A 14,242-nucleotide genomic window follows, 5' to 3' on the forward strand; every position below is an offset into this window, starting at 1 on the left:
GCCGTCTCTATCACCCGCCGACGTAGTGCCAGAAGTGGTCCGTGTCCGCGGCCACGTCGACGGCGGGCAGTTCCTTCAGCGCCGGCTTGATGACCGCCCACCAGTCGTCGGCGGTGTCGTGCCCCGCGGGGTGGTCGGGGAACACCTCTGTGATGACCTCCGACTCGGTGGCTTCCGGGTTCTCGCCGAGGAAGTCGTAGGCCGCCTGCAGGGCCGCGCGCTGCTTCGCGAGTCGCTCGCCGTCGCCCGGCAGGTCCACCGCATGGACCTCGTTGTCGATGGCCAGTTCGCGTTCCGCGCGGGCCCGAGCCGCGTCGTCGACGACCGAGTCGAGCGGTACCCACCAGACCCTGCCGCGGGCACCGACCTTCCGAGTCGCGAGGCGGCCCTGTTCGACGAGCGCGTTGAGCTTGTTGTGGGCCGTCCGCCGCGAGCACCCCAGTGCCTCCATCACGTCGTTGGCGGTCAGCGGCCGGCCGGGGTCCGCCCGGTCGTCGAAGACGGCGAGGACGCTCTCCAGCGAGAACTCGTCGCTGGACGTTCGGTCGGACGACGCACCGGGCCTCGCATCGCTCATAGGTCGGTCGTCGCGCCCGACGCTATTGTATCTTGACCTGCCCGAGCGAGGTCCGGCGACATCGTGCCACGATGACTGCACGTCGGTCCCACACTCGCGGAACGGTCAGTCACGGACGTGTCAGTACTTCGGGTCCGCACCGGTGAGCTCGTAGACGTCGTCCATGATCGCGTCGCGCTCGCGCTGCCAGGCGTCGAACCCGGCGGGGTCGCTCGGGTACGACTCGTAGTGATCGAGCAGGCGGTCGGCCAGTCGCTTTGTCTGATAGAGGTCGTAGATGGTCCCCCAGTGCCCGACGCTCTTGATCGCCGTCTTCACCTTCAGCCCGAGGCTCAGGTCCGTGGACCCGCCGTAGAGTGCCTCGGCGAGTTTCTCTCCGGGGAGCGCGGCCAGCAGGCCCATCAGGTCGTCGATGTCGTAGGCGGTGGTGAAGATGTTGTAGACGTCCAGCGCGGCATAACGCGCGCCGAAGTGGTCCATCACCCGCTCGTTGTATTCCCAGAGCGCGGCCTCGTCGCCCGTGGCGTCGTCCTCGATGGCTTCGATGGCCTGCTCGGCGGCGTACTTCCCGGCGTAGGCCGCCCCGGCGATGCCGCCGCCGGTCGTCGGATTGACGTGGCCCGCCGCGTCGCCGACAGCGATGTAGCCCGGTGCGACCGCCGAGTCGTAGGGCCGCCGCGTCGGCAGGGCCGCCCCGAGTTTGTCGGTGACCGTCGCGCCCTGGAACTCCGCGCGGTTCTCGAGGTCGGCTTTCAGGTCGTCGACGAGTTCCATCGGTTCCTCGTTCATCTGGAAGCCCAGGCCGGCGTTGATCTCCGTCGACGTGCGCGGGAAGTACCAGAGGTAGCCCGCCGACCGCTCGGTGGGCTTGAAGACGAGGGCGTCGTCCCACTCGACGGGTTCGTCGACCTCGATTATCTCGCGGTAGGCCGAACAGAACTGCGAGTACCGGACGTTGGTGTCGAAGGTGGCCCCCTCGAAGTCGGTCTTGTCCTGCAACAGGGAGAGCGCACCGGCGGCGTCGACGACCAGGTCCGCCTCGTAGGTGGCCTCGCGGCCCTTCCGCATCGCTGTGATGCCCGTCACGCGCCCGTCGGCGTCCTGGTCGACGTCCTGGACGACGGTGTCGTAGTGGAAGTCCGCGCCCTTCGACTCGGCCCCGTCGATGACCCGGCGGCCGTACTCCCAGCGGTCGATGACGGCCAGTTCCCCGGGGACCGGAATCTCCAGCACCGTGTCCTCCTGTGGAATCTCGAAGCGGCCGTGGTCGACGCCAGTGTTGGTGAACGCGGGTTCGAGCTGGGACTTCGGGATGGCCTCGGGGAAGTCGCTGGCCCCCTTCAGCGCGTCACCGCAGGCGATGTGCCCCGCCTCCTCGGCGTCCTTCCGTTCGACGACGACGACGTCGTACCCCCCGTCGGCGAGCGTCGCGGCGGCGTAACACCCGGACGTGCCCGCCCCGACGACGACGACGTCGTACTCGTGACTGCTCATGGTGGTGCCTGCTAGCCGGAGAGAGAAAACCGTTCCGACTGTCGGTCTCGGCGGGTCAGCCTCGGAGACAAGAGTTTTGATGGGTGGTTCCGAACGGCGGGATATGACCGAGTACACCGTCGAATTCGTCGGGACCGGCGAGACCATCACGGTCGCCGACACGGAGACCATCCTCTCGCGGTGCATCGAGGCGGGCATCGCCCAGGAGTACTCCTGTCGCGTGGGAATGTGTTTGGCGTGTTCGGCCCACATAGTCGAGGGCGAGGTGACCCAGCCGGCCGCGCGCGGCCTCACCGAGCGCGAACGGGAGAACTACGCGCTGACCTGCATGGCCCGGCCCCAGTCGGATCTGAAACTCGACCGTGGCGTCTACCCGCCCAGCATCGAAGCGGCTGCCGGCGACGCCGTCTCGGCCGACGACTGACCCGTCGGTAGGCGCTGCCAACCCGGTTTTCGGAGCCCCTAGCGACCCCATTCGCGGCCGGACCCACCGTTCGAACCGGACGCCAATAGAATGACATAACCTAGCACAATAAAGGGCAGGTGATATAAGCGTGTGGTTCCTAGGTGGTGGTGACAGCAGTGTCAGCGGACGGTCGGCGACGATTGACACCTTCCCCTAACCATGACCAGTCGCGTATACAGACTTCATTCGACACTTGAACTGCCACTGGAAGACGCATACGACTTTTTCGACGACCCGGACCTCCCACCCGAAATCGCGGACATCGACATCACCCGCCGGAACAACACGCTCATCGTCAGCGCCGTCGCCGAGGACGAGACGATGAGCAAGTACACGCCGACAGCACAGCTCAAGGCCAGCGTCACGGAAAATCGCGTCTACGAGGAGGACCCCGACGAGATGGGGCCGCCCGGCGCGGCCAGCACGGGGAGCAGCGGGGGGCCACAGTGGGGCGCCCTCGAGGAGGAAGAGGAGGAGATCGAGTCCGAACTCGTCGAGTACGCCTGTTTCAAGGGCGACCGCGAGACGGTGCTCCAGAACACCGCCCTCCAGTACGAGATGTTCGAGGTGCTGTGTGAGATCGCGAAGGTGGCAGAGAAAGGGACGCTGACGGCCATCGCCGCCGTCGACGACGAGCTCACGGCGGTCCGAATCGTCGACGGCGAGGAACTGCCCGCCTCCATCAACGTCGTCGAGGACCCGTCCGACGACGACGAGAGCGACGGTGTCAACTGGCGGGACAACGAGTTCATCAACTAGTCGCGTCCGGATTGGTCCGACGGCTGCCGCGTGTTCGTGAGCGTCGCGGATATGCGCCCGCCGACCTCGACTGACGCCGTCGCGCCCTCAGCGCCCGACCGGAGTGATGGGCCCGCCGGCCACCCGCTCGGCCACCTGGAGGGTGATTGTGGCTTCGATGTACGCCGCGACGAGAATCAGCAGCGTCGAGAGCACGACGAGCCACCCGGCCTCCCGGAGTCGCCGCTCGGTCACGAGTTCCGGTTCCCGGTCGCGCAGGTAGCGGACGGTCAACCTGCCAAAGCGCAGGCCGACGGCCGCGACGAGCAGGAGCGCCGGGATCTCGAGAATCCCGTGGGGGATCAGCAGGGCGAGAACCACCACGACAGGCAGTTCCTGGAGGGCCAGGCCCACCACCGCGCCGATGAGCAGGCCGTTCAGCACGAGGCCGAACACGGAGACGATGCCAAGCGTGACGGCCCCGAGCAACATGACGAGCATCGCCGTGAGGTTGTTCACCGCGATGGCGGTGGTCGTCAGCTCGGTCGGCCCGAACGGGTCCGCACCGCCGTCGGGCGCCGTCGGCAGCGACTCGAGGGGGACGGCGTTCCCGAGCAGGAACCCGACGGCGGTGCTGGCCCCGAGCAGGACTGCCGCGACGGGGACATACAGGGCGACCCAGCGCCGGACGATGCCGGCAGCCGACGCGATTCGGTCGGTCATCCTGTCTGGACGCAGGGGCGACACGAGTAAAAGGACAGGGGCGTAGAGAGCGCCTACGGGGACGCGACGGCGGGACCGCACGATAGTAGGCGTGTCTTTTCCTCCCACACCGCTCGAGAACCCAAAAAATACTTACAAGCCTCTAATTATATCTCATTACACGATGTCCGACGACTTCCCCGATTACCTCGACGTCGACTACGAGGACGGCGAGAAACAGACCGCCGCGGACTACCCGGCGATCACCGACAAGATAGAGAAGGCCATCGAGGTCACCAAGCGCGGCCTCGAGGAGTACCGGAACCCGGTCGTCATGTGGACCGGCGGGAAAGACTCGACGCTGACGCTGTACTTCGTCAAAGAGGTCGCCGACCGATTCGACCTCGAGGTACCCCCGGTCGTCTTCATCGACCACTACCAGCACTTCGACGAGCTCATCGAGTTCGTCAAGCACTGGGCCGACGAGTGGGACCTGGAGGTCATCTGGGCGCGCAACACCGACGTCGGCGACTACGTCGACGAGAACGGTCTCGAACCGGGTGACGACATCCCCATCGACGCCCTCTCCGAGCACAACCAGCACCACGTGCGCAACATCCTCGAGTACGAGGACGAGACCTTCCCGTTCCTGCTGGACACGTACGTCGGCAACCACCTGCTGAAGACCGTCGCGCTCAACGACACCATCGAGGAGTACGACGTCGACGGCATCCTCTCGGGGATCCGCTGGGACGAACAGGAGTCCCGCGCCGACGAGACGTTCTTCTCGCCGCGGCACAACCCCGACATCTACCCGCCCCACGACCGCATCCAGCCGATACTCCAGTTCGCCGAGGCCGACGTCTGGGAGGCCTTCTGGCACTTCGTCGTCCCCGACACTGTCTCCGGCTACCCCGAGGAGGGCTACGTCCCGCAGGGCTTTGGCGACCTGCCGGAGGGCATCGAACAGGAAGACATCCCCGTCTCCCCGAAGTACTTCGAGGGCTTCCGCTCGCTGGGCAGCGAGGTCTCGACGAAGAAGTCCGACGACGAACCCGCCTGGCTGCAAGACATGGCCAACACGACCGAGCGCGCGGGCCGCGCACAGGACAAGGAGGACCTGATGCAGCGCCTGCGCGACCTCGGCTACATGTAACCCCGGCCGTCGCCACCGACGGGTAATTTCGACGCCCGTCTCACTCCGTTTCGGTTTCTCACTCATCGACTGTCTGTTCCGTGGCCGCTCCGGTTCGACGAGCGGGGTCCGGGCTACTGTAGGTTCGTCGATTGTCGTATAATTTAGTAGCCGTCGAAATATAGGGTAGCATATGTCAGTTCGAGCCTACGACTGTCCCGACTGCGGCGAACCGATGAGTTACGAGACGACGAAACATCGCGGGTGTCAGAACTGCGGGTTCGTGCCGGCCCACGGCGCCGAGTAGCGACCGAGGGGACGACGAACCGGTGGATCGATACCCGGAGGCGAGTCACCTGGCCGGTCCGTAGAGACGGGGCGCTACAGTACAGCGCGGTCTCTTTTCGCTACGCCTCGCTCGCCAGCTGCTCGACCAGGTCCCGGAGCGTCGCCAGGTCGTACTGGCCCGGTGCCGTCGCCACAGCGGGATCGACCGGCGCGTATCCGATCTTCGACCCGTAGAGCGGCGCCACTGCCCGTGAGTGGCGTCCGGCCTCGCCCATGCACATGGTGGCGACGCGCTCGCCGGCGGTGGTCAGCACCCGTGTCGCGGCCAGCACGGCCAGCACGTCGTCGGGCGTGTGCGCCGTCGTCGCTATCTTCCCGACGTCTCCGGCCGCACAGGCCCGTTCCAGCCGGTCGACGAGCGTCTCCCGGTCCGGCGTCGCCTCGAAGTCGTGCGTCGAGACGACCACCGACGCCCCGTGGTCGCGGGCGTGGGCCGCCACCCGGCTCGCGTCGTGGCCCCCCTCGCCCGAAAGCGCCGCGAGCTCCAGGTCGACGGCCTCGACGGCGTCGAACTCGACGGCCCGCTCCAGTGTGTCGAGTCGCTCGGCCGAGTCCGCCGTCCCGCCACCCTCCCACTCGACGCGATTGGTCACGAGCACCGGGAGTTCGCCGTCGTAGGCCTCGAGCTGAGCCAGTGGCGCCTCGGCCATGTCCATGCGCAGTTCGACCCCGTCGGCGTCCTCGCGGGCGGCCGGTTCGATACCCAGGTCGTGGCCGGCCGCGAGCAGCGTGAACGAACTGAAGTCCATAGCCGGGGTTCGCCGCGCCGACCTAAAACGTCCCTGCCTCGATGGGTGCGTGGATCGCCCGGTACCCCTCGTCGGTCGCGTCGACCTCGTCGACGGCGTACAGGCGGATCTGTTCCTCCTGTCTGGTGTTGACCGCGAAGCCGTAGTGTTCGGCCTCGTAGCCCGGTTCCTCGCCGGCTTCGCGGCGGGCCCGGACCCACTCGCGGTGGGCCGCCAACCGGTCCCGTGCCATCCCCGCCGAGCGCTCGGGGACGTCGGCGACCCGCCGGTCGAGCGCGGCGACCAGGTCCGGGTCGCGTTCGATGCCCACGGAGTTGCGCCCCGCGACCATCGCCGCGAGCGTCGTGGTCCCCGTCCCCAGGAACGGGTCGAGGACGGTGTCGCCGTACACCGAGAACATCGAGACGAGTCGGTACGGCACTTCGAGCGGATAGGCTCCCGACCGGTCGCGGACGCCCTCGTCTAAGTCCTGGACCTCGCCGGGGAACTCCCAGAGGTCCGAGAACCACTCGTTGCGCTCCTCCCAGAAGTACGCGCTCTCGTAGCGCCGGTCGGCCCCGGGTTCCAGTCGACGGCGCTCGCCGTTGCGGAAGATGAGGACGTGTTCGTGTTCCAGTGTCGGGTAGGCGTTGGGGGGGACCATCCCCGAACCCATGAACTTCGCGCCGCTGTTGGTCGGCTTGCGCCAGAGGATGTCCGGCAGCGCCCGCAGGCCCCGGTCGGTCAGCCGGGACGTTATCTCGGCGTGGTTCGGGTACGAGCGGAAGCCGTCGGACAGCGAGCGGGTCGCGTCGCCGACGTTGATGCAGGCGATGCCCCCGGGCGCGAGGACGCGGGCTACCTCGGCCCAGACTTCATCTAAGATGTCGTGCATCAGCGAGAAGGCGCGGTCACCGTCGCCGGCCGCGAGGGCGTCCGCGATAGCCGGGTCGAGGGCCCCGAAGATGTCGTCCCACATCTCTATCATCGGATAGGGCGGGGACGTGACGACGAGTTCCACGCTGTCGTCCGGGCGGGGAATCTCGCGGGCGTCCCCCGTGACGATCCGATGTGTCGTCTCCATATCAACGGTCGAGACAGGGGCGGGACTCGGTTCTTGCGGTTGTCGCGCGCAGCAGTGTTTGTTTTAGCAACTGTAGGTTAAGAGAGCCAGAAAGCCCCGACTGGCTGTTCACCATCGAAAAAGCCTGACTAAACACTACTTCGCGGTAAATCTCTTTCCTGCGTCAGGCGACCGGCAGGTCCTGCTCGGCTTCCAGCAGTTCATGGTACCGGTTACGGATGGTGACCTCGGAGATGTCGGCGACCTCACTGACGGCGGCCTGCGTGGTCTTCTCGTTGGTCAGCAGGGCGGCGGCGTAGACGGCCGCGGCGGCCAGGCCGACCGGGGACTTCCCGGAGTGGACGCCCTGTTCCTTGGCGTTCTGGAGGAGCTGGCGGGCGCGGTGTTCGGCCTCGTCGGACAGCTCCAGCGAGGAGGCAAAGCGCGGGACGTAGCTCTCGGGGTCGGCCGGCGCGACCTCCAGGCCCAGTTCGCGGACGACGTAGCGGTAGGTGCGGGCGATCTCGCTCTTCTCGACGCGGGAGACCTCGGTAATCTCGTCCAGCGAGCGGGGGACGCCGGCCTGGCGGGCGGCGGCGTACACCGAGGACGTCGAGACGCCCTCGATGGAACGGCCGGGAAGGAGGTTCTCGTCGAGCGCGCGGCGGTAGATGACCGAGGCGGTCTCGCGGACGTTCTCCGGGAGTCCGAGCGCGGAGGCCATGCGGTCGATCTCGCCCAGCGCCTGCTTGAGGTTGCGCTCCTTGGAGTCGCGGGTGCGGAACCGCTCGTTCCACTTGCGGAGGCGCTGCATCTTCTGGCGCTGCTTGTTCGACAGGGAGTTGCCGTAGGCGTCCTTGTCGCGCCAGTCGATGTTCGTCGAGAGACCCTTGTCGTGCATCATGTTCGTCGTCGGCGCGCCGACGCGGGACTTCTCGTCTTTCTCGCTGGAGTCGAACGCGCGCCACTCCGGCCCGCGGTCTATCTCGTCGGACTCGACGACGAGGCCACAGTCCTCACAGACCGTCTCGCCGTGCTCGTCGTCCATGACGAGCGAGCCGCTACATTCAGGGCAGGCGGTCGCAGTCGACTCGGTCGACTCCGTGGTCGTTTCCTCGGTTCGCTGTCGCAGTCGTGTATGGTCACTCATTGGTTGCGAGGGCGGGTGCTCACCGGGCTGGAATCTTCCCGAGAAACCCGGCGGCTGTCGGTAAACCTTCCTGCGTCCGAAAGCCATTTAAACGCTCTGGTATCGTGATGGAGACCACCGTTTCACCCGTCGACGCCCGGGTCTGTGTCACTCTCGCACGACCATTCAAATAGCACGCCTGATGGCCGGAACGCCCGGTTCCGCATGCGAGCGCTACGTGTGCCTGTGTCTCCAGGACCGGGCGGTGACCCGCGACCACGCGCACTCGCTGTCGTCGCGGGGCCGCTCACTCGACTGTGTAGGACTGGTGGCGCCCGCGCGTTCGGATGTCGACGAAGTGGTGACGGGCCGCGTCGCCGACGACGCCGGCGAACGAGCGCCCCGTCTCGTCGTCGCCGTAGACCTCCTCTGCCGGAGGGAGTCCGTGTTCGGCCAGTCTGACCGCTGTCGCGTCCGGTACGGCACCACCACCCGCGACGTCCACAACGAGCAGGCGGTCGGTGAAGCTCTTCGCGAGGAAGGCGTCGGCGATGTCGTCGGTCTCCCGGAGGTCGGCCGCCAGCCCCCTGAGTTCCGCAGTCCGGTCGGTCATACCTCACTCTCGGGCTGGAGCGACCGTAGTCCCGGCCACGAACATCTTCGGGTCGCCGGGCGGTGTTTACTTTAGCAGCAATCGGTTCAGAGAGCCAGAAAGCCCCGGCCGGCTGATCACCCGGCTTCGGGTGGGGCTTTCTGGCTGTTCACGACTTGAATCCCTTAACTAAACACCACCGGTCGCCGACGGCGTGGCTTTATTTTCCCGTGGGGCGTTCGCCTACGCATGCCAGACCCCACGGACGATTCGCTCGATGCGGTCTCCGAGGACCTTTCGGCAGCCGCCGAAGACCTCGACGACGTCTCCGAGGACGTCTCGGGCGACGCCGCCGACCTGGACGAGGACGCACGGGCCCTGCTCGATGCCATCCTCGACGGTTCGGGCGACAGCGTCCGCATGGCGCTCCAGTACAGCGGCGACGACTACGACCTCCTGTTCGTCCGCGACGACGTCGCGGCGCAGTTCTCCGAGGCGGAGATGGCAGAGCGGGTCAAGACGCTGATGTTCAAGGGCCTGGGTGACCCCGTCGAGGAGAGCGCGCTGTTCGACTTCGGGCACCTCGACGCGACGGTCCGCTGGTACGACGCCGTCGTCGTGGCGACGTTCCCGGTCCGGGAGTGGTCGGGACTGGTCTTCACCTTCGACCGCGTCACGGACTCGCTGCTCGACCTGGCCGAACGGCACTTCGACGGCTGAGTCAGTACCGCGTCCATGTCTGCGGGCCGAACTCGCCACCCCGGACCCGGAACTCGCGACCGTCCGCACCCTCTCTAACCTCGACGACCGCATCGAACAGTGTGCGAACTGGTTGAACCGGTGGCGGTCGTGCTCGCTCGTATCGAGCGTGAAAACGCTCACGGCGTCGATTCGATCCAGTCGGCCCAGGACGACGTGGACGAACCGGTAGACGCGCTTCATGTCCGTATACATCAACAGCGTCGACAGCGAGTGCAACTGAACCCGGGGGTCCTCACGGCCCTCGTGGTACCACCGCTGGAGCACGCCGCTCAGCTTGATTCCGATGCCGGTCAGGTCACTCGGCGTCGAGACCTGTTCGAGCGTGTAGTCCCCCGTCTGGTCCTCGCGGTTGATGCCCCCGTTACAGTCCACTATCGAGAGGTCCCAGTCGTCGCCCTCGACGGCCGCCCGGAACGACGCGTCGACGTGGCGGGCGGACTTCTTCGTGGTCACGATGCAGGCCGTCCGCGAGGCGGAGCCACCGAGCACGTCGACGCCGAAGCGGCGTTTCCCCGTCATCACCGGGCCGGCGACGAGGATGCTCGTGCCGGGATCGATGTCGTGCGTGTTCAACCGGCGGATGTCGACGTCTTCCGGGTCGATGTCGTCCGGGTCGACGTCCTCGTCCGGGAACAACCAGTCGCTCACACCACGGAGTGGTCTGTGAACCGATAAAAAGCCTGCTTTGTCGTCCGTCCCCACCCTGACGGCCGAAACGGGAAAGCCGGTCGCTCGAGTCTCAGGCACGCACGGCGGCCCTCGGTGGTCAATCGTCCGCTTCTACGACCCGGACGCTCGCGTGTCGACCACGCGAAGCGGGTCGACGGAGTCAATCGTCCGCTTCGACCTCAACGTCCCCCGCGCTCTGTGACTCCTCGACGGCCTTCGTCAGCGAGACGTTGAGCCAGGCCATCGAGGCCACCCCGCCGGCGATGGTGACGACGTTCTTGACCGCGTGGTCGACGATGGCGATAGAGAGCGCGGTGGCGACCCCGACGGGCGTCAGCGCGGCCATGATGAGCGTGAACGCTCCCTCGTAGAGGCCGACGCCGCCGGGTGTCAGCGGGAGCACCTTCGCCAGGTTCCCGACGCTGACCGCGAAGAACCCAACCGCGACGACGGCGAGCGTCACGTCGACGCCGAAGGCGGCGAAGACGACGATGGCGGTCACCACGTCCAGCGACCAGATGAGGAGGCTCGCACCGCCCACGCGGCCGAAGGCCGAGGCGTCCGCGGCCACTGTCTGGACGTCGCCGACGAACCGCTCGACGACGCCGGCGACGTAGTCGGCGTAGGAGTCGTCGCTCAACGCGCCGACCGTCCGGCGGACGAAGTTCCGGTCGGTGCGGGCGCTGGCGACGATGGCCGTCACTGCAGTGATGGCGGCGACGCCGACGCCGGCGGCGACGGCGATAGCGGTCCGCCCGCTGGTGGCCGTGTCGCCCCGACTGCCCCGTCGGTCAGGGCCACGAGCAGCTGGTCGGCCGACCCCGTCGCCGCCAGGGCCACCATGACGACGCCGGCCAGTAGCGTGATGGTCAGCAGGTCGAAGACGCGCTCGACGGCCAGCGAGGCAAAGCCCGTCGGGTAGGGGATCGACCGGCGGGCCTTCACCACGTAGGCCCGGACGGCGTCGCCGGCGCGGGCCGGGAAGACGAGGTTCCCGGTCTGGCTGATGAAGACCGCGCCGGTCAGGAAGCCCCAGTGCTCGCGATAGCCCATCGACGAGAGGATGTCGCGGTAGCGGGCACCGCGGAGCGGCCACGAGACCGCGTACACGAGCGCGCTCGCCAGCACGATGCCGGGGTCGGCGCCGGCCATCCGGGTCAGCACCGCCTGGGGGTCGAGGTACTGGGTCATCAACAGCAGGGCGACGACGACGAGCGCGGTCCCCGCCCCCAGCGACACCCGGCGGGTGATGCGGGGGCTGACCGACAGCTCCCAGAAGGTCCGGAGTATCTGGCTCCCCATCCCGAAGACGTCGCGGACGATGTCGACCTTCGAGTCACCCTTCGGCGTCCAGTCGACGGGGAACTCCTTGACGCGGTAGCCCCGACGCTGGGCTTTCACCAGCACTTCGGTGTCCCAGAACCAGTGCTCGTCGCCGACCGCGGGCAACAGCGACTCGAGTGCCGTCCGGTCGAAGGCCTTGAAGCCACACTGGTGGTCCCGCAGGTCCGACCGGAGGACCGTCCGGACCAGCGTGTTGTACCCGAAACTGGGGATGCCCCGCTTCGCCGGGCGGTCTGCGCGGTTCTCGGGCAGCCACCGCGACCCCGTCGCCACGTCGTAGCCGTCGGTCCGGATAGACTCGACCAGTTCCTCGAGGTGCCGCATGTCCGTCGCGAGGTCCGTATCGAAGTAGACCAGGGTCTCCCCTCTGGCCCGCTCGAAGGCGTACTCGAGTGCGCCGCCGCGACCGAGGCGCTCGTCACTGTGAACGTGCCGAACCCGGTCGTCCTCGCGTGCGAGACGCGCCGCGATCTCGGGCGTCCTGTCGGCACAGCCGTCTTCCGCGACGATGACCTCGTAGGCACCTGCAGGCAGGAAGGAGTCGAGCGTCTCGAGGGTGACGCGGACGGTCTCCTCGATGGTGTCGGCCTCGTTGTAGGCGGGGAGGACGACGCTCACCTCGACTCCGTCGCTCATTACCTCGGGATGTGCGAGCGGCGCAAAAGTACCTTCTGTTCGCTTCGACTGCAGTCGGAGCGATGTGCGGCCTGTTCTCGATCGACTGGAGAGTTAGTCTGCCTTCGGCGGCGAACGAGCAGTGACGAACTTCGCGAGGTCGTCGCCGACCTCCGAGACCGACTCGTAGGGCCGGCCGACGACGATGTCGCCGGCGCGGCTCTTGCCGACGCCCGGGATCGTCGCGAGTTCGCCCATCGACGCCGAGTTCAGGTCCAGCGGGTAGGGCACGCCGGTCACCGAGCGGTAGCCGTGGCCGGTGACGGCGACGTCCAGCGTCGTGCCCAGGTCGCGCTCGCCCGGGAGCCCGACGAGCAGCGGGTAGGTGCCGAGTTGCCGGCCGAAGGTCTTGCCGTCCTGGTGGTACTCCAGGTGGACGTCCGGCAGCACGGTCCCCGGCGGCGCGACGCGCTTGAGCATCGGGTTGTCGATGGTCTCACGGACCTCCCGCTTGTATTGCTTGAACAGTTTCTTGTGGTCGTGGGCGATCTCCGCGCCGGTGTCGGCCATGTCGGTCCCCTCGAAGGCCATCACCTGGCGGATGTTCACCCGGCGCAGCATCAGGCCCGCGTCGTAGACCCGCTGGAGGAACCGCTTGTTGTGCTCGAAGGTCTCCCTGGTCTCGCCTTTCAGCCCGTGGACGAGGTTGATGCCCGGCAGGAGTTTCGGCAGGCGAGGGGCGGCGTCCGCGCCGTGGTTGGGGGCCGTGTCCCGGTCGCCGCCAGGCCTGAAGCCGGCCACCTCGTTGACGACCTTCACGGCCTCGAAACACTCGTCGGCGGTGACGTTGAGGTTGTTGTCGCTCATCACGTTCGGGTCCGCCGACTCGAGGCCGAAGGCGGCGGTGTCGCCGGGCGTGTTGTGTTCGGCGATGATCCGGATCCCCTCTCTGGCCTTCTCTGGCCACTTCACGATGGTTATGGGGTTCATGTTGTCCAGGTGTAGCGTCTCGAGGTCGGGGGCCACCTCGCGGATGCCGCCGTACAATCGGCGCAGGGCGTCGGGGTTCGGGGCCTCGCCGTCGCCACCGTAGGCCAGGATGTCGGCCTGCCGGCCCAGTCGGAAGTGTTTCACGCCGCGGTCCGAGAGCGCATCCACTTCGTCGACGACGCTCTCGGGTGGACGGAAGTCGGGGTTGCCGTACATCGGCTCCGTGCAGAACGAACACCGGTACGGACAGCCCCGCGAGGTCTCCATCTCGCAGATGAGATAGTCGGGGTGGTTCGGGTGCTGCTCGACGACGAACGCGCCCGCTCTGGCCCAGCGGGTCTCCTCCTCGACGTCGCGGTAGCGGTTGTTGAACCCCTCCAGGCCGGACTCGACGAGGTCGTAGACGGCGGCTTCCACGTCGGCCATCGCCAGGAAGTCGAAGTCGAGGTCGTCGCGGGCCGTCTCGCTGGCCCCTTCGTTGGCCTCGCCGACGCCGAAGCGGACGGGGCCGCCGATGATGGAGGTGCCGTCGGCCGTCCAGGCGAGTTCCCGCACTTCGTCGGGTTCGGCTGGGGTCCCGCCGACGTACTTGCCGGGGACGGTCATCCCGCCGACGTACACCATCAGGTCGGCCTCCTCGACGTCGCGCCACAGGTGCCGGTCGTCGCGGAGTTCGTCGATGGTGTGGTAGGTGATCCGCTCGCGGGGGACGCCGGCGTCGACCAGCGCGCCGGCGGCGTAGCGCGGGTAGGTCGAGACGTAGGGCGGAACCCCGAAGTGCGCGGGTTCGTCGACGTAGCCGTCGACGATGGTCACGTCGAGCGTCTCGGGGTCGGTCATGGACGCGGCTTGTCGCTCGACGCCTAAAACGGTGTCTGGTCGGGCGCGTG

At 67.4% G+C, this 14,242-nt stretch carries 12 protein-coding genes and 1 pseudogene; 3 read left to right on the plus strand and 10 right to left on the minus strand.

Translation table 11 applies throughout. The features are described 5' to 3' along the window. Window positions 1-10: 10 nt before the first annotated feature. On the minus strand, window positions 11-577 hold the full coding sequence (locus tag P1N55_RS16295; RefSeq protein ID WP_276276556.1) for an ArsR family transcriptional regulator: 567 nt from the start codon (window positions 575-577) through the stop codon (window positions 11-13). Between the two features lie 120 nt (window positions 578-697). Continuing rightward, window positions 698-2,071 carry a geranylgeranyl reductase family protein gene (locus P1N55_RS16300; protein WP_276276557.1) on the minus strand — a complete coding sequence of 458 codons (1,374 nt, stop codon included), beginning with the start codon at window positions 2,069-2,071 and terminating at the stop codon, window positions 698-700. 103 nt (window positions 2,072-2,174) lie between these two features. On the opposite strand from P1N55_RS16300, the gene P1N55_RS16305 reads away from it, so the two are divergent. Together P1N55_RS16305 and P1N55_RS16310 are read left to right on the plus strand one after the other, a co-directional pair. Continuing rightward, on the plus strand, window positions 2,175-2,495 hold the full coding sequence (locus P1N55_RS16305) for a 2Fe-2S iron-sulfur cluster-binding protein (protein WP_276276558.1): 321 nt from the start codon (window positions 2,175-2,177) through the stop codon (window positions 2,493-2,495). 201 nt (window positions 2,496-2,696) lie between these two features. After that, a complete protein-coding gene (locus tag P1N55_RS16310; protein ID WP_276276559.1) occupies window positions 2,697-3,296 on the plus strand; it encodes a DUF7110 family protein in 600 nt (199 codons plus the stop codon). An 87-nt stretch (window positions 3,297-3,383) separates the two neighbouring features. Here the strand turns inward: P1N55_RS16310 and P1N55_RS16315 are convergent, their stop codons facing one another. Continuing rightward, a complete protein-coding gene (locus P1N55_RS16315) occupies window positions 3,384-3,998 on the minus strand; it encodes a stage II sporulation protein M (protein WP_276276560.1) in 615 nt (204 codons plus the stop codon). Between the two features lie 163 nt (window positions 3,999-4,161). Here P1N55_RS16315 and P1N55_RS16320 point away from each other — a divergent pair, with 163 nt between their 5' ends. After that, window positions 4,162-5,133: a phosphoadenosine phosphosulfate reductase family protein gene (locus P1N55_RS16320; RefSeq protein ID WP_276276561.1), complete on the plus strand. Its 972-nt coding sequence runs from the start codon at window positions 4,162-4,164 to the stop codon at window positions 5,131-5,133. Window positions 5,134-5,519: 386 nt separating this feature from the next. On the opposite strand, the gene P1N55_RS16325 is transcribed toward P1N55_RS16320, so the two are convergent. From P1N55_RS16325 to P1N55_RS16355, 7 genes and pseudogenes are all read right to left on the minus strand, one after another. Next, window positions 5,520-6,209 (minus strand): type I 3-dehydroquinate dehydratase, encoded by a 690-nt coding sequence (locus P1N55_RS16325; protein WP_276276562.1) that lies wholly within the window; start codon window positions 6,207-6,209, stop codon window positions 5,520-5,522. Between the two features lie 22 nt (window positions 6,210-6,231). After that, entirely contained in the window at window positions 6,232-7,272 is a 1,041-nt protein-coding gene (locus P1N55_RS16330; protein ID WP_276276563.1) for a DNA-methyltransferase, read from the minus strand. Between the two features lie 163 nt (window positions 7,273-7,435). Further along, on the minus strand, window positions 7,436-8,401 hold the full coding sequence (locus tag P1N55_RS16335) for a transcription initiation factor IIB (RefSeq protein WP_276276564.1): 966 nt from the start codon (window positions 8,399-8,401) through the stop codon (window positions 7,436-7,438). 286 nt (window positions 8,402-8,687) lie between these two features. Then, window positions 8,688-8,993: a hypothetical protein gene (locus P1N55_RS16340; protein WP_276276565.1), complete on the minus strand. Its 306-nt coding sequence runs from the start codon at window positions 8,991-8,993 to the stop codon at window positions 8,688-8,690. A gap of 222 nt (window positions 8,994-9,215) precedes the next feature. After that, complete coding sequence (locus tag P1N55_RS16345; RefSeq protein WP_276276566.1) at window positions 9,216-10,382, minus strand: DUF7504 family protein; 1,167 nt, start codon at window positions 10,380-10,382, stop codon at window positions 9,216-9,218. A gap of 181 nt (window positions 10,383-10,563) precedes the next feature. Continuing rightward, a pseudogene (locus P1N55_RS16350) lies at window positions 10,564-12,383 on the minus strand (flippase-like domain-containing protein). Between the two features lie 93 nt (window positions 12,384-12,476). Further along, window positions 12,477-14,192 carry a radical SAM protein gene (locus P1N55_RS16355; protein ID WP_276276567.1) on the minus strand — a complete coding sequence of 572 codons (1,716 nt, stop codon included), beginning with the start codon at window positions 14,190-14,192 and terminating at the stop codon, window positions 12,477-12,479. Window positions 14,193-14,242: the final 50 nt, after the last annotated feature.

Source organism: Haloarcula regularis (assembly GCF_029338315.1).
In the GTDB taxonomy this organism is placed as follows: domain Archaea; phylum Halobacteriota; class Halobacteria; order Halobacteriales; family Haloarculaceae; genus Haloarcula; species Haloarcula regularis.